Here is a 19,946-nt window from a genome sequence, read left to right on the forward strand (position 1 = left end):
AAAGTTTGTCCCCCAAATGGCGGACATGACGAAATCGCGATACTCTGCTATGCGTAGCGGGGGCTACAGGCTGAAACCTGGGGAATCAGCCAAAGAGAGCAGCGAGATCTTCGCCGCCTCCCCTACCGTCCGGGTTGGGCGGTGCGCCCTCTCGAGCTCACGCTGGGGCGGAGACTCGAGAGGGCAAATCCCCGCCGTCTCGCGCCGTCGACCGCCGATCTGCACGGTCCGTCGTCATGTCGGCGTCTCGCTCGCACCCAGGGCACGAAAAAGAGGAACACGAAGTTCCTCCACTTTCAGGATATCTCCGACAGGGGGGCTTGCCACAAGGCCCCCTGCATGGGGCAGGATCGATCCTCGCTCATGCCGCCATCGCCTGAGCGCGAAGGAGACTCCCATGCCCACGACTCCCCTCGACCCGTTTCACCTCCCGCTCTCGTCACACCGCAAGACAGCATCCGCACTCATCGATTCCGACCGCACGCACTTCCTCCGCATCGCCGACGCCCTGCGCCGTCAGCGTGAGGAGACGGAGTCGCGCCTCGCCGCCGCACGACAGGCGCGCCCCGGTACCGGCGGTGCCGCCGTCGATCGTGATCTGGAGATCCGCCGACTCAGCGGTCGTCTGCGGCTGCTCGACAGGTTCGGCCTCGACCTCTGCCTGGGGCGGATGACGCCGAGCGACGGCAGCGCGCCGCTCTACATCGGCCGTTCGGGCCTCGCCGCCGCCGACGGCACCCGACTCCTCATCGACTGGCGCACCCCTGCGGCCGAACCGTACTTCGCCGCCACGATGGAGGACCCGCGCGGCATATCCTCGCGACGCCGCTACCGCTGGAGTGACGGGCGCATCACCGACTACTGGGATGAGGCACTCACCGAGGATGCTCTCAGCGCCCCCGACGCCCTCGACGACCAGTCCGCATTCATCGCGAGCCTGGGCTCCGACCGCTCCTCGCGGATGCGCGACGTGCTGGCCACGATCCAGGCCGACCAGGACGTCATCATCCGCACGCCGTCACCGGGAGCTCTGGTCGTCGACGGCGGACCGGGCACGGGCAAGACGGTCGTCGCCCTGCATCGCGCGGCGCACCTGCTCTACGCCGAACCACGCCTCACCGACGGCGGAGGCGGGATGCTGCTCATCGGCCCGAATGCGCACTACCTCTCGTACGTCGAGGATGTGCTGCCGAGCCTCGGCGAGGACAGCGTCCGGCTGAGCACGCTGCGCGACCTCGTGCCGGAGGGGCATGAGGCGGTGGCCGAGACGGATCCCCGTGTCGCGCGACTCAAGGAGACGCTGGATCCCGGCGCGATGATCGATGCCGCGACCGCCGCGTACGAACGGCCTCCCCAGCACGCACTGAGGGTGGAGTCTCCCTGGGCGGACCTGTGGCTGAGCCGCGAGGAATGGGCCGAGGCCTTCTCCGCCGCCGACCCCGCCGCCGCGCACAACGACGCGCGCGACGAGGTGTGGGAGGAGCTTCTGGAGATGCTCTTCGATCAGATCCACGACGACGAGGTGCCCCCGCACGCCGTCAGACGATGGCTGCGGCAGGACGAGGACCTCACCGGCACATTCGTGCGCGCCTGGCCGCTGCTCTCCCCCGCATCGGTCGTCCGCCGGCTGTGGAGCGACCCGGTCTTCCTCGCACGCTGCGCGCCGTCGCTGAGCGCCGGAGAGGTGGCCCTCCTGCAGCGGGACGAGACCGAGGCCTGGACCGACGCCGACCTCCCTCTTCTCGACGCCGCACACCGCCGGATCGGTGACCCTGCGGCGACGCGGGCGGAGCATCGCCGTCAGGCGGTGATCGCCTCGGCGCAGGAGCAGATGTCGCACGTCGTCGACCATCTCATCGAGGACGACGACAGTGAGATGAAGGTCATGTCGATCCTGAAGGGCCAGGATGCGCGGAATGTGCTGATCGGCGTCGACGCTCCCCCGGTCTCCGATCCGGACGAGCTCGCCGGTCCGTTCGCACACATCGTGATCGACGAAGCGCAGGAGCTCAGCGATGCGGAATGGCGGATGCTGCTGGCCCGCTGCCCCTCGCGCAGCCTGACCGTCGTGGGCGATCGTGCGCAGGCACGACACGGCTTCACGGAGAGCTGGACGGCGCGCCTGGAGCGCGTCGGGATCCGCGACGCGCAGATCGCGCATCTGGGAGTGAACTACCGGACGCCGGCCGAGGTGATGACCGTGGCCGCACCCGTGATCCGCGCGGCGATCCCCGATGCGAACGTGCCGAGCTCGGTACGAGAGAGCGGCATCCCGGTGCGGGAGGCATCGACGTCGGCGCTCGAGAACGTCCTCGAGGATTGGCTGTCCACGCACGCACAGGGAGTCGCCTGCGTGATTGGCGATCCCTCGTTCACGCCCACCGCACGCGTACGCGCGCTCTCGCCGGAGGGTGCCAAGGGACTGGAGTTCGACCTCGTGATCCTCGTGAGGCCCGAGCAGTTCGGCGAAGGCGTCACCGGCGCCGTCGACCGTTACGTGGCGATGACCCGCGCCACGCAGGAGCTCATCATCCTGCGGTGAGCAGGCTCAGCATGCCGCGGCGCCCGCATCGTGTCCCCTGGTGCCGAGACGATCCGGGAGCCCCCTCCCGCGGTACCACCCGGCTCGGCACCCCCGCACGATGTGGGCGACCCGCGGCGCGACGGACGATGGGAAGACACCCGTCACTCACCCCGGAAAGCAGATCGTGAACCTCCACGTACCGTCTCCTCGTCCCGTCGTCGCCCTCATCGCCGGCGTCACCCTCGCCACCGTCGTACTCGCCGGGTGCTCGACGACCGCATCACCCCCGACCCCGTCATCGGGAACAGCAGCCCCGACGGAATCGACGTTCGACGCCGACACCGTGAAGCAGCTCGACAGCATCCTCGAATCCGCGGTGACGACGGGCGGCATGCCGGGTGCGGTGGTCGCGATCTGGAGCCCCGAAGGCGACTACGTGTCGGCCGCCGGCTATGCCGACAAGGCCGACAAGACCGCGATGACCACCGACCTGAACCATCGCATCGGCAGTGTGACCAAGACGTTCACGGTCACCGCGTTGCTGCGACTGGTCGACACCGGCACGGTGTCGCTCGACGATCCGATCTCGGACTACGTCGACGGCGTGCGGGACGGAGACCGCATCACTCTGCGGCACCTCGCCGGAATGACCGCCGGCATCGCCGACTATTCGCAGGATGAGGAGTGGGTGGGCACCCTCCTCGCGGACCCGCGCACGCCGCTCAGCCCGCAGAGCCTGTACGACGTCGTGAAAGACGAACCTCTGCATTTCGAGCCGGGGACGACGTTCGAGTACTCCAACACGAACACTGTGCTGATCGGACTCGCGATCGAGAAGGCGACGGGGAAGAGCCTGGCCGAAGTCCTGCAGGCCGAGATCGCCGCGCCCCTCGGGCTGACCCACACCTTCCTCCCTGTGGCTGAGGAGTTCCCGTCGCCGCATGCCGAGGGATACACCCGGCAGACGCTCGACGGTTCCGAGGCCGTCGCCACCGACTGGAATCCTTCCTGGGGTTGGGCTGCCGGCGCGATCATCTCGAACCTCGACGATCTGAAGGTCTGGGTTCCCGCGCTCGCGACCGGCGAGCTGCTGTCGCCGGAGCTGCAGAAGGAGCGGCTCGACGTGACACCGTTCTCGCCCGAGGATCCGGATTCCGGCTATGGGCTCGGGCTGTTCACCCTCGACGGCTGGATCGGTCACAACGGCAGTCTTCCCGGCTACAAGACCGTCACCGTCCATCTGCCGGAGAAGGAGATGACCGTGGTCGCCTTCGTCAACTCCGACGTCGACGACGAGTCCGATCTGGCGGGTCGGCTGCTGACGCCGATCACCGAACTGCTCACCCCCGAGAACGTCTACGCGATGGGCTGAGCGGCCGAGCCGGGGAGCAGCGCCGAGTGCTTCCCGGCCCCGCTGCCATCCGTGCACCGTGATCGGCGGAGGTAACGGTTGTCCTGTCAGTTTCCCGTCCGGCCGTCGTGCACCGCACCGTACTGATAGACCTGCGAGTAGGCGCGGATTTGTTGACCGCTGTTGATGACGATGCCCCTCCCTATCGGAAGGATCGTCATGTCCCCTATCGGCGGACGCACCCCAGTCGTCGCTGCCTCTTTCCTCGCAGCACTCATCCTGCTCTCCTCCGCGTCGTCGGCGAACGCTGCCACGACCATCGACGGCCCGATCGACCTCGGAACGGCGGCCCCCTTCGCCGTTCTCGGCGCATCGGCCGTGACCAACACCGGTCCGTCGGTACTCAACGGCGACGTCGGGCTGAGCCCGGAGACGTCCGTGACCGGCTTCCCGCCGGCCGTGGTGAATGGAACGCTGCACCAGACCGATGCGGTCGCCGCCCAGGCGCAGGCCGACCTCACCACCGCGTACAACGTGGCAGCGGGGCTCACGCCGCTCCAGTCCGGTCTCGGCGACTTGACCGGAGCGTCCCTCGTGCCCGGGGTCTACTCGGGCGGCGAACTCGCGCTGACCGGCGCGTTGACGCTGTCCGGCACCGCCGAATCCGTCTGGATCTTCCAAGCAGCCTCCACCTTGACGATCGGCTCCGGCGCGATCATCACCCTCGTCGATGGCGCCAGCGCCTGCAACGTCTTCTGGCAGGTCGGCAGTTCCGCGACGATCAGAACCGGTGCGCAGTTCGTCGGCACCGTGATGGCGGATGTCTCGGTCACCGCGCAGACGGCGGCGACGGTGACCGGTCGCCTCCTCGCCCGCACGGGCGCCGTGACGCTCGACACCAACACCATCACCGCTCCGACCGGCTGCACGACCGAACCAGGCACCGTGCGGACGAGCCCCACCATCACGTCTGCCGCACCCCCGAGCGGCGTGGTCGGTACCGACTACTCGCACACGATCACCTCCTCCGGCTCGCCGTCGTCGACGTATACCGTCGGCTCCGGGTCCCTCCCGCCGGGACTGACGTTGACCGAGACCACCGGGGTGGTCAGCGGCCAACCGACGACTCCCGGCACGTACACCGCCACGATCGTCGCGGCGAACGGCACACAACCCGATGCCACGGTCACGTACGAGCTCACGATCGCTCCTGCGGCAGTACCCGAAGGCCCCTCAGGTCCCGCGCCCGGGGCGGGTTCCGGCGATCAGCTGGCCGAGAGCGGGATGGAGATCGGAGCTTCGCCGGTCATCGCGGTCATCGCGGTCATCGCTGGCGGGCTCATGGTCGGCCTGCTGCGGGTACGCCGCTCCCGCGCCGTGACCTGAGCGTCAGTGGATGCTGGTGGCGAGTTCGCGACGCACGTGACTCGCTCGCCAGCACCATGGCCACGCCGGCGCCACACAGCACGAATCCGATGAGCGTCATGGCGGTGAGCTGCTCGCCGAGCAACAGCGCTCCGACCGCAGCCGTGGCGGGAGCGACCAGGAACAGCAGCGCGTTGAGCGCCGTGATGCCGACCCGGCGCAGCAGCCACCAGTAGAGGCCATAGGCGGCAAGGGTCGGGAAGACGGCGGAGAACGCTGCGGCGATCCAGAACGACACGGATGCCGGCGGCACGAGCGCTCCGGCGAATGCGGCGATCAGCACGAGCGCCACGGCGGTCACCGTCACGTGGATCGTCAGTGTCAGGAGCACTCCTGTCTGCACCGCGGACCGCCTCTGCAGGAACGTGCCCACGATCAGGCACGCCATCGCGAGCGCCGGGAGCAGGTACGCCGAAGGCGGGGCGTCGGAGCCGCCGAGCTGCGAACGGACGACCAGGAGGACGCCGACCGCTCCGAGTACGAGCCCCGCCCACTGCGCTGCGCGCACACGGAGCCCGAGCAGCGGCCCGACGAGCATTGCGACGACCAGAGGCTGCACGGCGTCGATCAGCGCCGTGGTGCCGGTGGCGACGCCGGCCGCGATCGCCGCGTAGACAGCGGCGCAGTAGCCGAACTGTGCGAAGACGCCGATCAGAGCCTGACGGCGCACGTCGGCGCGCGGCACCCCTCGCGCGGCCCCCGATGCGAGCACGATGACGATCAGCACCGCCGCGAGCGGGACGAATCTCCACACGAGCAGAGTCAGCGCGGAGGCTTCAGTGGCGATCGCCGGCACGAGGAACCCGGAGCTCCAGGTCGCGACGAAAGCTGCGGCTGCCGCGACCGTCACACCGATCCGAAGTATACCGATCTGTTTACTCATTGGACCGACTATACAGGTTGGTATACTCACCACATGACCACCTCCGTTCCCGAGCTCGCTCCGCTGACCCCCGGTGCCGCGCGGGTGCTCGACGCCGCATCTCGACTGTTCTACGAACGCGGCATCCACGCCGTGGGCGTCGACACGATCGCCGACGCAGCGGGGGTCACCAAGAAGACTCTCTACGACCGATTCGGATCGAAGGAGGCACTGGTGGTCGCCTACCTTCAGCACCGAGATGCGAAGTGGCGGGCGCACGTCGCCGACCACCTGTCCCGCGTGGCAGCCCCGGGTATCCCCCGCGTGTTGGCGATCTTCGATGCCGCGATCACCTGGTCGGACGAGTACAGCCCGAAGGGCTGCAGCGCGATCAACGCCCGCGCCGAGATCGGCGACGGTCACGACGGGCATCCGGTCTTCCCCGAGGTGGCCAGACAGAAGGCCTGGCTGCTCGACGTGTTCACCGACCTCTGCCGCGAGGCGGGGGTGGCGGACGCCGCGTCGATGGCGCAGGCGATGATGCTGCTCTACGAGGGCGCCATCGTCACGGTCGGGATGGAGACGTTCGCGCAGCCGTTCGAGGTCGCGCGCCGCCTGGCCGGCGGACTGCTCGAGCAGGCCAGGGCGTGACGCACCTCCGGTCACTCGTCCGACTCGTCCACCCCAGGAACCGGGCGGGCGAGGATCAGGATCCTTCGCAGGTGCATCGCCGTGAGCACGCCCGGCCCCATCGACCGGCGCACTTCGATCGTGCGGTCGTCGACGGTCTCGAGAAGGTGCCGCAGCGCCCGGGCGGCCCGGCCTCGGGCGAGGTGCGCCTCTGAGCTGTCATCGGCGCCGAACGCAAGGGCATCGGCGACCGCGTGGCAGGCTACGGTCAGAGGTTCAGGAAGCGCGGCGTCGAGCGCGAGGGCTGCGCGGCGTTCCCAGATGGTGTCGGCGATCGCATCCGAGATGTCGCGGATGTGGTGCGTGATCGCATCCAGGGCGTCCATCTCCGCCCAGGTGTCGCTCGGACAGGCGCGCGTGAGAAGGGCCCGAGGATTCCCGCGGCGGCTGTCCTCGGCATCCGCCAGTGCCATGCGGATTCCGCGAGTCGTCTCGGCGAGCGCCGCGGCATCCCCGGCCCACTGATCCTTCTCGGGCGGCCATGACGCGGAGACGGCGTCGCCGATGTCATGCAGATGCGTCGCGAGCTGCGCCCGAAACGCATCGACGCGTGCCGCAGCCTGGGCGGTGAGCGGAGCGGGTGCGATCAGAACGTTGACGAGCAGGCCGATCGTCACTCCCACCGCCGTCTGCACCAGATATCCGAGCGAATAGTCGTCGGCGTCCTGTCCGCCGATGATCAGCACGAAGAGCGCCGCTATCGGCACGTACTCACGGCCGGAGCCGAACCATCCGGTTCCGGAGATCAGCACGGCGAGCCCGACGACGACGGGGATCGTCCACCAGTTCGGCCCCACGGTCAGGATGACCAGCGTCGCGAGTCCGATGCCGGCGGCCAGCCCGAGGACCGTCTGCAGACCCGAACGCACCGATCCCATCAGCGTCGGGTACATGCTGATCAGTGCGCCGAGCGGCGCGTAGTACGGGTACTCGTCCACGACACCGGGCATATGCGGCGCCACCAGCCAGGCGAGCCCCACAGCCAGGGCTGTCTTGACGACCAGGAGCAGTCGGGCCGGCTCCGTCGCCTGACGGACCGCTCGTCGAACGGCGGATGCGCGAGCGCGCACGCGGTCGTGCGGTGCGGTGCCTGCCATGGGTGTCGCCTCCTCTGCGGACGTGGGTGGCCGCGTGCCGGGTGACACGAGTGCCCCACCCTACGAGGTGCACGTCAGTGCACCGATCGGGTTGACAGGACGGATGCGAGTCATGCCGACCGAGAATCGGGCGCTGCGGACACCCCGTACGGTAGACGGATGCCGTTCACCGCCTTCGACCGATTCCTGGACATCGTCGGAAGCCGGTTCGGCGAAGCGGAACGCCCGCAGCCGGAAGAGCAGAGCGGGGAATACGAGTCGGGCATCGTGAGGATCGGAGCCGAGCTGTGGCGATTGCGCACAGCGCGGGTGACCCCCACGAAGCCCGGAGCCTTCGTCGCCGTCTGGACGCGCGATGAGGGTGGGGAGACTCGACCTTTCGCATCGGACGATCCCGCAGATGGCCTCCTCCTGTTCGTGCCGGATGGCGAACGGTTCGGAGCCTTCCGCTTCACGACTCTGCACCTGAGGCAGCTCGGCGTGACTTCGCCCTCAGTCCACCCGGGCAAGCGAGGCTTCCGCGTGTACCCGGAGTGGAGCGAGGGCTTGAACCCGCAGGCAGCACGAACACAGAGGGCTCAGGCGCCTGCATTCCTGCGGCTCGAATAGGTATCGCGAACGGCGCGGTCCCGGTCTGCAGATGGGTGTTCCTCGATAACTCGCACCGCGTCGCTGGCGCCCATCGCTCTGCCCATCGGCGTGGGAACACGGCTAGTCCGCGCGAGAAATCCCCAACGCTCGCAGTTGCTGGATGTAGCGGAGGTCGTCGCTGGCGCGCGCACCATGGGTGTCGGCGATGAGGGTCACGTCTTCCCAATCGGATCGGACGAGTTCGTGGAGAGCGATCCTGAGCGAAGAGCGTCCTGGATCGACCGCGCGCCAGTCGAGGGCGTGGGCGGCCTCGGCGGTGACGACGGCCTGGAGCTCGGGGTTGCGGCGGATGAATCGTGACGGGTATCCGCGGATGGTGATGTCCCCCGTGGCTTCAGTGAGGTCGAGCATCCATTCGGGGTCCTGCATGCGTTCGCGCTGCCATTGCGCGTACAGAGCGGTCGTCGCGGGGTCGGGATCGTCGAGGGTCGGGTTGAGGATCAGTCCACGCACGCGTCCTCGCAGAGTGACGCGGCGAAGTTCGCAGCCGAAGAGGAACCCGGAGCCATGCGGGCAGCGCAGACCATCGACGGTGACATCTTCGAGCACGGCGCCGTTGAGCGAGCTGGACTGCAACTCGAGGTCGGTGATCTGCACGCGTGAGATCCGGGGGCGCTCGTGGCGTTGCGTGGCTCTGGCTGCGACACAGTTCTCCAGGGTGACACGACGACCGGTCACATCAGCCAGTTCGTGGCCCGGTTCGAGCCGGCGGTCACGATAGACGGTGCGCGGCGGATTCCGGCGAGCACCCTTCTTCCGCAGCTCCACGGCCGATTCGTTCGCGGTGCGCACCACTTCGGCGAGGGGCACGGAACCTGGATCCGAGACGCGAGGAATCAGCCCCGGCATCGCTGTGAGGGCGCGGGCGCGTCCGATGTCCGGACCCGCGGCGATCACGCCGTCGCCGACGACGTGCGCACTGGCCAGCCCGAGCGGGAAATCGACGGAGGCGATCTCCGCATGATCCTCCGCAGAGAGCACGAGGAGGCGCTGGGGAGCAGACTCGCGGATCTGCGTGGCGGCGACCAGCAGCACCGGCCCATGATGCAGGATGCGCGCAGCACCCGCTCGCGCTGCCCCCTCAGGAATCGTGTCCGGCAGATGCGAACCTCGACGCCTGCGCTTCGACACGGTCATCGTCGACAACGAGACCAGCGACTCCGTGGCGGCGCCGGAGTTCCCGACCGCGACGACGTCATCTCCCTCGCGACGGAGATAGGTGTTGTACTTGCCGATCCCCGCGGTCAACCGGCGAATGATCTCCGGTTCGGTCACGTCGATCTCGGTCAGAGCGTGGTCGGTCAACACCAGCACGCGTTGATCGGAGAGGGCGAGAGCGTCGCGCAGCATCCCGCGGAGTCCCGGCAGCACGCGCCACTGTCCGGTGTGCAGGTCGAGTATGCCGAGTCGGTGCGTTGCGCGGCCCTCGACCCAGGAGGTGAGCAGGATGCGGCTGTCCAGCAGCACCGTGGCCGTGGAGAAATGATGCGGAGCGTCTTCCGACACCGGAACGTGAAGCTTCTGCGTGTCAGCAGGCGTCTCTGTCGGCCGGAATCCCACGGGTCACAGAGTATCGCAGCCGCACTTTTCACGCTTCTGGCACACCTGCACGAGATCCCGTCAGCGATCGAAGGTGAACCACGCCGTGGGCCCGTTGGTGAGCATCGGAGCGTCCTTGGCGCCGAAACGCGATGCGGCGTCCGGCCACGCGACGAAGTTCCTCTCCGCGCGACGCGAGGTGTCACTCGTCAGCGGGTCGACGGCGAACACGCCCATCCCGCCGGTGCGCACCAGGTGCATCAGTTCACGGATGTACTCGTCGGTGCGGGTGTCACCTGCCGTCACGGATGCCCGCAACTCTCCGTTTCGCAAAACGTCATCCTCGGGACGCGACCGCACGAGGCTCGCGAGGCCGGCACCGACGATCGCGTACACCCACCCCCGACCGGACGGGTGATCCACCACATAGTCACGATGGAACATGCTCTCGGAAGTGATGCTCGTGTCCACGAGGGTGACGTGAGGACCCGCGCATTCGCTCAGCGACGAGCGAAACGTCGGGGTGCGCGTCTCGGGCTGTTGAGATGCGTCGATGAACCTCACCGCGGGAAGACGGGTTCGCAACGCGTCGCTGAACTGTGCTTCATCCGCGGGCGTCAGGAAGACGCAGAGTCGATGGAGTTTCGAAGGCGTGCTCATGACACCAGTGGTGACGCGATCTTGGACGCACGGTAGGACTGTCCATCCTTGGTGGCACTCCACCGGCGCCAGTGCTTCGTCGACATCCGGAAAGGCAGGTGCTTCTGCACGTGAGCGGCCGCATCGTGCGACCGGTCGTCGGCACCTCCCGCCGAGGCCGGCAAGCCGTCGTAGGTCACGACCTCCTGATACACCGTCACCCCTCCATTATCCCGATGACCGGGATGCGCGCGAAGCGTGCGCACCCGTAGCGGGAGCGGCACGGTACGAACGACGACAGCACGCACCGATAACGTGGGTTGAGGCGTGGACGACAGCCGGCAGAGTCAGGAGTGAGTGGATGAGCCCGTCGACGAGCAACCGGACCATGGTGTTGCACAGCGCGTACAAGGACCAGTTCGACGTGCCGGACAGGGACCTCGTGTTCTACGACCAGCCCTGCGACCCCGAGCATCTCGCACGCGTCACCGATGTGCACCTGTGGTCTCCCCTCGAGGGGCCCATCGACCGTCTCCCCGAGATCATCACAGCGATGACGGGCTTGAAGATGCTCAGCATCGGTCCAGGGCGGGTGCTCCCCACCGTCATCACCGGACTGCGGCAGGGCGACCTCCCCGAGAGCCTGGAAGAGCTCTCGGTGCACATCAGCGATCGAACCCTGGTGTGGCCGGATGTCGTGGTGCCGAACCTGAAGACCCTCTACGTCGGCGAACCCTTCCGCTTCAAGAACGAGCACTTCCCCCTGCTCCGCGCGCTCTCCCTCTACCCGCAGAGATCCCTGAACAATGTGCGGCAGGCGCTCGAACTGCCGCTGGAAGAGCTGAACCTGTTGAACGTGCCCACTGATGAGCAGATCTTCCGCCTCGTCGAACCGGTCGGGCTTCGCCGCCTCGGACTGATCGGTGGACGCACGCTGACAAGCCTCACCGGGATCAGCGCGCTCCCCCAGTTGGAGTCCTTGCGGCTGAAGAACCTCACCTCTCTGGGCGACATCTCGGAACTCGCTGCTCTCCCGCAACTCGAAATCGTCAACATCCAGTACTGCAAGAAGATCACCGGCATCGCCGCCATCAACGACCTCCCCCGACTGCGCAGGCTCACCCTGGTCGGATGCGGGACCATCGGCCTCGAGACGATCGAGGCGAAGTTGTCGACACTGGAATGGGCCAACACCGGCGCGACCTGGTGACCGCCTGCCCAGAGAGACTGCTCGGTAGCCTGGGAGCATGACGGAACTCTTCCGAAGTGCCATCGGATGCGTGCAGGAAGCCGGGTGGACGTACGAGCCTGCTCCGTCCACGGGAGGCGGAATTCCCGCCTCGCTGCGCACGGCATCCGAAACGGTGATCCACTGGGTGTCCTCGTTCTCACTGCTGTCGAGCTCAGACGAGACGGTGTGGTTCTTGTCCCGCGATGACTACTCGGCCGGCGCGGAGGGGGCGTTCGCGTGGAACGAGTGGGAACAGCTGAGCATCCAGGCTGCGACGACGGATGACGAGGCGGACGCGGTCTCCCGTTTCTGGAAGCACCACGTGCCTGTCCTGCTCTCCGTGCGCGACGGATACGAGTACCTGGCTGTGCGAGACGATGGAGCGGTCGTCCACGGAGCGGAGCCGGAGTTCGAAGAGGCCGTTGTCGTGTTCTCCCAGTTCGAGGATCTGCTGAGGTACACCACCACGCGGCCGGCCCGACCCGTCCACGTCGTCGACAGACTGCTGTTCGGTGCCACCAGCAGCGCTGACACGACGCCAAGCGGCTAGCTCTCGACGTCCGGGTCCAAGGGCAGATCATCCGCGCGCCCCGCAGCTGCCGCACGCGCATAGCGCTGCGCGAACGAGTCACGCGCGGCGTCGGCGTCCTGCTCGCCGTCCCATTGATCCGGCACCGGCTCGCTCTCGCGACGGGAGCGTGACACACGCGCGAGACCGAACGCGACGGGAGTACTCAGAAATGTGCACCGGGCGAAGCTTGTGCTCGCCGAGAAGCGTGCGTCGACGAACGTGCAGTCCGTGAAGGTGGTATCCGAGAAATCTGCTCCGCTGAGATCGGTGCCATCGAAGATGCAGCGTTCGAATCGAGTATTCGGCAACGACCTCAATCTACGCAGAGTGTCCACTGGCATTCCGCCAGTACACCACGAGTCGTGGGAGCACCTCATGAACGCGGCTTCGCCGGTCGGATCTCGGGGCGCTGCAGTCCAGAAGAACAGCGGCGATGAAGAGAGGCAGCCTCGAACCAAACGCGAGTCCGGTGCACGTCATGACACTTGGCAGGCGATCCACGCGATCGGCTGCGTGTCTGCGGCACGCAGAGGGCTCACTCGAGGGATTCAGGAACCAGGTCGGCGACGGCGACGAGGTGGACATCACCGCCGACCTCGATGCGGCCATCACTTGAGCGACGGGTGGTCATTCGGCTCGGTCTCCCCGCGAAGCGTCCCTGGCTGATAGTCACGATGTCGCTCCCAAGGGCACGCCGGATGTCGTGAAGGTACGCGGCGACGGGACCTGCGGCGCTGCCGGTAGCGATGTCCTCCACTACTCCGTCCGGATCCCATGTGCGCCCCTCACGTGCATCGACATCCAGCAGATAGACGAATGCGGCTCCGACCGCAGCGAGCCGCGGTTCGAGGCTGTGGCGTTGACGCGCGTTGGCGAGACCCGCTGCAGTGACCGGGAGGATCAGGTACGGCAGTCCGGTACTGATCACCCGAGCGGGATGCCGCATATCCGGCTCCGCAGAGAACGCATCGGTGAACCAATGCACGTCCCCCGCGGACAACTCTCCGATGGTTGCGGGGACCCCCTGGTCCATCCGTGCCGTGAATGCGTTCCCGACCCGTACTGTCTCGACGGACACTTCCTTCCCGGGGAGCCGGATTCTCCAGTGCGCCGCAGTCTCGCCTCCGTGGAGGTGGTGCAGGAGCGCCGCCGACCCGAGGACGGGATGTCCGGCAAACGGCAGCTCCTCTTCCATGGTGAACACTCGGGCATCGAACAGGCCCGCCTCCGCGGTCGGTCGCAAGAACGCAGTCTCGAACTGACGCAGTTCCCGCGTCAGCGACTGCATGCGCTCGGCCGACATACCCGAAGCATCGGGGAACACCGTCAGACCGTTGCCCGTCAGGGGGCTCTCCGCGAAGACATCCATCAACCAGAATCGCATCATCGACTCTCTTCCTTCCTGTCGTTGGGGAGATGGCGCCCTTCTCCTGTCGTCGCCACGCAGGAGGGGCGCGGGTTGCGCGTCAGAACGCGGTCCGCGCATCCTGCGGATCGCGCCAATAGGTCTGCACTCGCGCGCCGCCGGCGAGTTCCACGATCGCGTGGGGACGGTATTCGAGCCTTTCATACCGCGCATCGTTCGCTGGGTTGGACGATTCAAGGTAAGTGGGGATACCTGCCTGGTCGTAGTCGGCGAGTGCCGCCCGGAGCAACGCCATACCGTACCCGCCGCCCCGGGCCTCGGGAGCCACACCGAGCAAGGTCAGGTAGGCGTGCGGATCGCTTGGCCGGGCCTCAGCGAACCGGGCACCAGCCTGGTGCAAAGCGGCAGCCGCCTCCGCGCCGAGCAACTCGCCGACCAGTGCCTCGTATGCAGGATGGGCCTCATCGGAGATCTCGTCCTCACCGGGCGGATACCACACGGACACCGCACGAAGAGATCCGCGCCCGCCGATAGGTGTCGAGTCGGCCTCGCCCTCATGAGCCCTTTCGAGAACTCGGGATTCGGAAAAACGCAGGGACTCTCCGACCATGAACCGCCAGTATGCACCGGCGACATGCGGGCGCGTCGCGACATCGGGAAACGAAAGCCCCCAGACCGGGTCATCCAAGAAGGCCGACGTGAGAATCCGTGTCATCTCGTCGAGATCAGTCAGCGCTGCCTGCCGCACTCCATGCGGGCGTGGTTCGTTCTTCATACGGTGCTCATTTCGGTTCTGGTGTGATGGACGCTCACTCGTCGGCGCTAGCGCCTCTGTGTGTGACGCTGGCTCGTAGCGCCGTGAGGCGTCAACCGCCCTGCTCGTGCGGGCGGCGTCGCAAGGAGCTCGACAAGGGTTGCACTGTGGGTGAGCTGCGGATGGTGCCCGGCTCCCGGGACTGAGATCAGCTCGAGGTTCGGATGCGCATGGAGCTGTTCCACCGCGCCCGGGTCGAGCGGGTCGTCGCTTCCTGTGATGATGCGAACGGGGCCGCTGAACCGATCGAGCGCTTCTCGGAGTTCCGCTCGCCACTGCTTCGATCCCGCGCGCGCAAGCTGCTCGGCCGCCCGCTCGGCGCGGCTTCGCTGGAGATCTCGGACGCTGGACACGAGCGCCGTGGCGCTCGCCTCCGATCCAGTCAGCCTTCGCGAGAGACGGGCCGCGTCCGTGCGCCGCAGATAGTTGCGCACGAGCGGTCGCAGCCGGGTCGAGGCATCGGCCAAGGGCTGGAGGAAGAACGGTGCGATCAATGTAAGGGACTCGACCTGCTCGGGGAATCGGTCGGCCGCGACGAGCGCCGCGGCCGCGCCGATGGAATGGCCGACGAGCTCGACGGGTTGATCGCCGAGCACCGCGGGCAGCCACCGCTCCCAGTCCTGAACGCCTGCTCCGCCGCTGAGCCCGATCCCGGGCAGGTCGACCGCCCGCGCGCCGATCCCTGCCGCCACTTCAGCCCATGTGTCGGCGTTGACCGGCAGGCCGGGCAGGATCAGCCGAGAGGATCCGGGCGCGCCCAGTTCGAATGTCCGCACACCTCCGGCGTCGACGAATCGCCGGTCGCCGCCCTTCGCCGCTCCGAATCGGTGCGCGGCCATGTAGTCGGCCCAGCGCTCGATCGCGGCGCGCGCGTCGGGCATGGCGATCCCGTGCCTCGCGGCGAGCTCAACGGCGGGTGCCGTCGGGTAACGGTCGGCGGACAGGAACCCGAGAGTCTCGGGTTCGGCGTGGGTGATCCGCTCAGGGAGTTGCTTGATCAGGCCGACCGGGATCCTCAGGCGCGGGACCTTCACCCCGAGGTGCCTGCCGACGTGCGCGAGCATCTCCGCGAGTGGCGGTGTCGCGTCGTCCAGGACCCAGAAGGACTGCCCGACAGCATCGGGATCGATCGCCGCTGCAGTCATGAACGCGGCCATGTAGTCGACGGCGAGGACCGGCACGAAGGTGGATCTCCCGGCGGGAAGCGCGGTCGCAGTGCCGTCCCACATCTGCTCGATCGTGTGTGCGATCCCGATGTGCTGGTCGGACTCCCCTGTCTCGCTGTGTCCGATCACGGTGGCCGGATTGATGATGGTCCAGGGGATTCCGCGTTCCCGCGCGAGGGCCTGGAAGATCGCGTCGGACTCCACCTTCGACGCCTCATACCCGCCCATCTCCGCGTAGACCGCCGCGCGGTGTTCCTTCGACCACGGAACCGACGCGGGGTCCTGTCCGCCGACGCGGTAGCCGGAGATGTGAACCACTCGCTGCAAGTTCGGGAGGTCCGCGGCGAGATCGATGAGCCTCTCGACGATGCCGACGTTCGCGCTCCGCGCTTCCTCCGCCGGCATGCCGAATCGGAAGGAACCTGCGCAGTTGTGGATCTCGGTGATGTGCGGGAACTCTGCCGCGCCGCCCACCAGGATCTCCGGCGCGTCGAAGTCGACGATCACCGTGCTGATGGACTGTGTCAGGCCGTGCTCCCGCAACCAGGCCTCGACGCTTGCTCCCGACGCAGCGCTCCGGACCGCCGCCGTTACGTGCGCCCCCGCCCCCGCAAGGGACAGGATGAGGTGCCGACCGACCAGCCCCGAGGCCCCGAAGACCAGGGCATGGCGGGGCAGCACATCAGCACTCATCGGGTCCCCTCGGCCTTCTCGACGCGCTGCTCGATCAGCTCGGCCACGACGTCGGCGGCCGATACCAGAGGCTGTGTACTCCGCGTGGCGCGGGAGACGATGACCGCGCCCTCGATCATCGAGACGACGGCGGTCGCCAGGGCGCGAGCCTCATCGGCGGCAAGACCGCTGCTCTCGAGGAGCGACGCGGTCGGTGCGATCCACGACTCGAACGCGCTGGCGCAGGCCTGCCGCAGCCGCTCACTCTCGGCACCCATCTCCAGAGCCACGACGGAGACCGGGCAGCCCAGTCGGTAGTCGCTCTCACCCACGATCGCCGCCAGCGCCTCGATCGCGGCGCGGGCGGCTCCTGCGGCACTGCCTGTCGAGGCCACGGCCTCTACGATCAGCGCCTCGAACTGCGTCGCGGCGAGCTCGACGGCCGCGATACCCAGCCCCTCCTTACCGTCGGGGAAGTGGAAGTAGATCGAACCCTTCGGAGCGGCAGCGTGCTCGATCACTGCGTTCAAGCCCGTGCCGCTGTAGCCGCTGGTCTGGATGAGTTCGAGCATCGACGCAGTCAGCCGCGCTCGGGTCAGGTTTCCCTTGGAGGTCATGTTCAAAATAATAGACCGGTCTACATATTCTGCGCAATCGACCAAGCGATCCTGCGCAACCCGGGCGATCACCTGCTCACCCGGGAGTTCGTCGGCACCGACTACGCGGGGATCATCGTGCGCATCCTCGTTGACCCCGCGGATGCCGAAGACGTGGCGGCAGTGAACGAGCTGCAGCGCTTGCTCCGCCGCACCACCGACGAAGTTGACCCGATCATGCACCTGCTCGGCACTGCCCGCGGGTGGGGCGGCCTCCCCGAATACGAAGCCACGCAAAATCAGTGTCGACAAGAGTCTCCCCGTCGAGAAGTACCAGCTCCGCCTGAGGGACGTTCCTGTCGACTCATTCTGGTCGGTGTCGCTGTACGACACGCTCCGCCTCTACCGGCCACACTCGAGCCTGTCGATGCCGACCACGCGCGAGCCCTCGTACCTCAACAAACGGCGAAGAGCGCCACATATCGCGATCGATGCTCCCAGCGCAGCGCGTCGCGCTCCTGCATCGGAAAGACTCCGACATGCGACCGTTTCCGTGCTGCTGTCCAGTACTGGGTCGGTGCAATGCCGTAGATGTGTTTCAGGGTTCTGGTGGCGTGACTCACGTCCGGCCACCCCAAGGCCTCCGAACACCGCTGGACACTCCCGTCCGTCGCGTGAAGTAGTTCCGCGAGTCTCAGCGCGCAGTCGAGTGAGCACCCTCATCGGTGAGACGCCGAACCCAGCGTTGAAAACCCGGATGAGCTGCGAGGCAGACACGTTGACCGGCCACTCAGATCGGCGATCGTCCAGCGCCGCGCGACATCGTCCTGAGTGCGGCCACCACGGCTCGCGCTGGAAGAATCGCACGCGGTTCTCGCTCAGCGTTCGTCTCGACGGACTGTTTGACAACAGCTACTTTGTATTGCAAGGCTTGTTCACATGGCTGCGAGGGACCGGACTGCGCAACTCCGCAAGGGAGTGCTGGAGTTGGCGATCCTTGCTGTGCTTGATGGTGACGAGTACTACTCGATCGAGATCATCGAGCAGTTGGGCGCACAGCCCGCGTTGACCGCGACTCCGGGGACTGTGTATCCGCTGCTTGCACGCCTGGACAAGGCCGACAAAGTCACGACTCGTTGGGTTGAGGCGGGAAGCGGCGGCCCTCCGCGGAAGTACTACAGCCTCACCGATGAGGGCCGCGCGGCGCTCCAAGAGGGTGCGGCGGCTTGGGAAGCGCTGAGCGGCGCGATGGGCGAGCTTCTCCGGAAAGGCGGCCATCTCTCGTGAAGTCATATCTGCGAGCGGTTGGCGCCCACCTCGGAAGCCTCAGCAGGACAGACCGCCTCCTCGCTCTGGAAGGGCTCGAAGCTCAGCTCGGCGAACTGCTGGAAGCCGGCCTCGATCCCCGGGAAGCGCTGGGTGCTCCTGAGGACTATGCGGGCGAGCTGCTCGACGCGCTTGCGAGCGATGCACCCGCTGACGAGCCCCACCTGCGCGTGCTGGGGCTCCCCTTGGAAACCCGGGGCCCTGTGAGCGCCAAGGTCCGTTCGCGGACCTGGAATCCGGAGAGCCCGCGCCTCGTGGTCCCCCGACTGCTCGGAGTCGGCTGGACTCTCAACCTCGGCGCTCTCGCCGTGAGACTCAGGCTCATCCGCCCTGACGACGCGACCAACGAAGTGCTCGATCAGATACCCGAACGCTCAGTCCGCACCGCGCAGCTCGCACCGCTCCTGGTGGCAGGTGCGACCGCAGGCGCGTTGGCACTCATGTGGAAGAAGATGCCCGACAGGGTTGCGTCTGGTTTTGATGCCTTCGGGCGGCAGAATCGCACGAGTTCCAAGATTTCGATGCTCGGCAGCCTCATGCTGGGCGTCGCGCCAGCGATATGGGCGCTACGTAGGCAGGCTTCGACAGAGGATCGGCTCGTGAGCGCCGCAAGCGCGACGACACTGGCTACTGTTTCAGCCTCAGCCGTCGCGGCTTCACTTCTCAGCGCGCGTGGGCCCCGTGGCCGATGGGGTCTGCTCGTTCCTGCGGGAGCCCTACTCGGGATTGCGGCATCACTCGGAGTGATCGTGCTCCCACTTCGCGCGGGCCTGCGTCACGCCTGGCGCAACGTCGCGGCGAGCCGCGAGCACACCGGACACGAGCGCTGAGAGTCTCCACAGGGACTCCCGGTGAGCGCCATGCGCGCTTCACTGCTGACGCTTCGACCTCTGGGCCCACCGGGTGCGCCGTCTCCAGGCTGACGCGAGGGCACCTTTGAGACGCAACGGCTGAGGATCCCTCCAGGGAGAGCGGATCGATTTGTCTCCACTAGTATGTAATGCAAGGATGTATGCCATGCATGGGACATGTGACTTACACGCTCTTGTTCGATCCATCGCCCAGAAGGCGGTCTACTCATGAATCTCGACACCTCCGCCCTGTCCGGCACGACGGGCCTGATGATCGTGATCGCCCTGGGACTGCAGGCGCTCTTCGCCGTGATCGGCCTCGTCGCGCTCGCTCGTACACCTAGCGATCGGCTGGTGTTCGGTCGCAAGTGGCCGTGGGGGCTCCTCATCGTGTTCATCAACACGATCGGAACGATCCTGTTCCTTGCTCTCGGACGCCGCCCCGCCCCGATCGCGGATGCGCCGCCAGCGACTTCGGCCACCACGGCCAACGCCGTGCGGAATCTGTATGACGGCGAGCAACAGTGAGCGCCCGCCGTAGGCCCGACCTGGAAGCCTCTGCCATCGCCGTTCGC

At 67.2% G+C, this 19,946-nt stretch carries 20 protein-coding genes; 10 read left to right on the forward strand and 10 right to left on the reverse strand.

Annotated features, from left to right (window positions below):
• The first annotated feature begins 397 nt into the window (after positions 1-397).
• The 3 genes from helR (at position 398) to MRBLWO12_RS08170 (ending at position 5,261) form a co-directional block, all read left to right on the forward strand.
• The gene (gene helR / locus MRBLWO12_RS08160; protein WP_363554396.1) at positions 398-2,542 is read left to right on the forward strand and encodes an RNA polymerase recycling motor ATPase HelR; all 2,145 of its coding nucleotides are present in this window, start codon (positions 398-400) and stop codon (positions 2,540-2,542) included.
• 166 nt (positions 2,543-2,708) lie between these two features.
• The gene (locus MRBLWO12_RS08165; RefSeq protein WP_363554398.1) at positions 2,709-3,896 is read left to right on the forward strand and encodes a serine hydrolase domain-containing protein; all 1,188 of its coding nucleotides are present in this window, start codon (positions 2,709-2,711) and stop codon (positions 3,894-3,896) included.
• Positions 3,897-4,094: 198 nt separating this feature from the next.
• On the forward strand, positions 4,095-5,261 hold the full coding sequence (locus tag MRBLWO12_RS08170) for an ice-binding family protein (protein WP_363554400.1): 1,167 nt from the start codon (positions 4,095-4,097) through the stop codon (positions 5,259-5,261).
• On the opposite strand, the gene MRBLWO12_RS08175 is transcribed toward MRBLWO12_RS08170, so the two are convergent.
• Positions 5,215-6,183, reverse strand: coding sequence for a DMT family transporter (locus MRBLWO12_RS08175; RefSeq protein ID WP_363554402.1), 969 nt, complete (start codon positions 6,181-6,183; stop codon positions 5,215-5,217). The genes MRBLWO12_RS08170 and MRBLWO12_RS08175 overlap by 47 nt on opposite strands.
• 33 nt (positions 6,184-6,216) lie before the next feature.
• On the opposite strand from MRBLWO12_RS08175, the gene MRBLWO12_RS08180 reads away from it, so the two are divergent.
• Positions 6,217-6,813, forward strand: a complete 597-nt coding sequence (locus MRBLWO12_RS08180; protein ID WP_363554404.1) for a TetR/AcrR family transcriptional regulator — start codon at positions 6,217-6,219, stop codon at positions 6,811-6,813.
• Between the two features lie 11 nt (positions 6,814-6,824).
• Here MRBLWO12_RS08180 and MRBLWO12_RS08185 read toward each other — a convergent pair whose 3' ends face one another.
• Complete coding sequence (locus tag MRBLWO12_RS08185; RefSeq protein WP_363554406.1) at positions 6,825-7,949, reverse strand: FUSC family protein; 1,125 nt, start codon at positions 7,947-7,949, stop codon at positions 6,825-6,827.
• A 159-nt stretch (positions 7,950-8,108) separates the two neighbouring features.
• Here MRBLWO12_RS08185 and MRBLWO12_RS08190 point away from each other — a divergent pair, with 159 nt between their 5' ends.
• Positions 8,109-8,558: a MepB family protein gene (locus tag MRBLWO12_RS08190; RefSeq protein WP_363554408.1), complete on the forward strand. Its 450-nt coding sequence runs from the start codon at positions 8,109-8,111 to the stop codon at positions 8,556-8,558.
• 102 nt (positions 8,559-8,660) lie between these two features.
• On the opposite strand, the gene MRBLWO12_RS08195 is transcribed toward MRBLWO12_RS08190, so the two are convergent.
• From MRBLWO12_RS08195 to MRBLWO12_RS08205, 3 genes are all read right to left on the reverse strand, one after another.
• Positions 8,661-10,106 (reverse strand): hypothetical protein, encoded by a 1,446-nt coding sequence (locus MRBLWO12_RS08195; RefSeq protein ID WP_363554410.1) that lies wholly within the window; start codon positions 10,104-10,106, stop codon positions 8,661-8,663.
• A 114-nt stretch (positions 10,107-10,220) separates the two neighbouring features.
• Positions 10,221-10,610: a hypothetical protein gene (locus MRBLWO12_RS08200; protein WP_363554412.1), complete on the reverse strand. Its 390-nt coding sequence runs from the start codon at positions 10,608-10,610 to the stop codon at positions 10,221-10,223.
• A 185-nt stretch (positions 10,611-10,795) separates the two neighbouring features.
• Positions 10,796-10,999 (reverse strand): hypothetical protein, encoded by a 204-nt coding sequence (locus MRBLWO12_RS08205; RefSeq protein ID WP_363554414.1) that lies wholly within the window; start codon positions 10,997-10,999, stop codon positions 10,796-10,798.
• A gap of 140 nt (positions 11,000-11,139) precedes the next feature.
• Here MRBLWO12_RS08205 and MRBLWO12_RS08210 point away from each other — a divergent pair, with 140 nt between their 5' ends.
• Positions 11,140-11,988, forward strand: a complete 849-nt coding sequence (locus tag MRBLWO12_RS08210; RefSeq protein ID WP_363554416.1) for a hypothetical protein — start codon at positions 11,140-11,142, stop codon at positions 11,986-11,988.
• Between the two features lie 37 nt (positions 11,989-12,025).
• Positions 12,026-12,559 carry a hypothetical protein gene (locus tag MRBLWO12_RS08215; RefSeq protein ID WP_363554418.1) on the forward strand — a complete coding sequence of 178 codons (534 nt, stop codon included), beginning with the start codon at positions 12,026-12,028 and terminating at the stop codon, positions 12,557-12,559.
• Here the strand turns inward: MRBLWO12_RS08215 and MRBLWO12_RS08220 are convergent.
• The 5 genes from MRBLWO12_RS08220 to MRBLWO12_RS08240 form a co-directional block, all read right to left on the reverse strand.
• Entirely contained in the window at positions 12,556-12,888 is a 333-nt protein-coding gene (locus tag MRBLWO12_RS08220; RefSeq protein WP_363554420.1) for a pentapeptide repeat-containing protein, read from the reverse strand. The two genes, MRBLWO12_RS08215 and MRBLWO12_RS08220, sit on opposite strands and share 4 nt — an antisense overlap.
• A gap of 227 nt (positions 12,889-13,115) precedes the next feature.
• Positions 13,116-13,967 (reverse strand): PhzF family phenazine biosynthesis protein, encoded by an 852-nt coding sequence (locus tag MRBLWO12_RS08225; protein ID WP_363554422.1) that lies wholly within the window; start codon positions 13,965-13,967, stop codon positions 13,116-13,118.
• Between the two features lie 79 nt (positions 13,968-14,046).
• Positions 14,047-14,721 (reverse strand): GNAT family N-acetyltransferase, encoded by a 675-nt coding sequence (locus MRBLWO12_RS08230; protein ID WP_363554424.1) that lies wholly within the window; start codon positions 14,719-14,721, stop codon positions 14,047-14,049.
• A gap of 47 nt (positions 14,722-14,768) precedes the next feature.
• Positions 14,769-16,619, reverse strand: a complete 1,851-nt coding sequence (locus MRBLWO12_RS08235; RefSeq protein ID WP_363554426.1) for an alpha/beta fold hydrolase — start codon at positions 16,617-16,619, stop codon at positions 14,769-14,771.
• Positions 16,616-17,587 carry a TetR/AcrR family transcriptional regulator gene (locus tag MRBLWO12_RS08240; protein ID WP_363554428.1) on the reverse strand — a complete coding sequence of 324 codons (972 nt, stop codon included), beginning with the start codon at positions 17,585-17,587 and terminating at the stop codon, positions 16,616-16,618. Before MRBLWO12_RS08240 ends, MRBLWO12_RS08235 begins: the two co-directional genes overlap by 4 nt.
• A 546-nt stretch (positions 17,588-18,133) precedes the next feature.
• Here MRBLWO12_RS08240 and MRBLWO12_RS08245 point away from each other — a divergent pair.
• From MRBLWO12_RS08245 to MRBLWO12_RS08255, 3 genes are all read left to right on the forward strand, one after another.
• Positions 18,134-18,481, forward strand: coding sequence for a PadR family transcriptional regulator (locus tag MRBLWO12_RS08245; RefSeq protein WP_363554430.1), 348 nt, complete (start codon positions 18,134-18,136; stop codon positions 18,479-18,481).
• The gene (locus MRBLWO12_RS08250) at positions 18,478-19,350 is read left to right on the forward strand and encodes a DUF5808 domain-containing protein (RefSeq protein ID WP_363554432.1); all 873 of its coding nucleotides are present in this window, start codon (positions 18,478-18,480) and stop codon (positions 19,348-19,350) included. The genes MRBLWO12_RS08245 and MRBLWO12_RS08250 overlap by 4 nt, the downstream gene beginning before the upstream one ends.
• Before the next feature lie 249 nt (positions 19,351-19,599).
• The gene (locus MRBLWO12_RS08255; protein ID WP_363554434.1) at positions 19,600-19,899 is read left to right on the forward strand and encodes a PLDc N-terminal domain-containing protein; all 300 of its coding nucleotides are present in this window, start codon (positions 19,600-19,602) and stop codon (positions 19,897-19,899) included.
• The last annotated feature ends 47 nt before the right edge of the window (positions 19,900-19,946 follow it).

The sequence above is a fragment of the Microbacterium sp. LWO12-1.2 genome, from assembly GCF_040675875.1.
Lineage (GTDB): Bacteria > Actinomycetota > Actinomycetes > Actinomycetales > Microbacteriaceae > Microbacterium.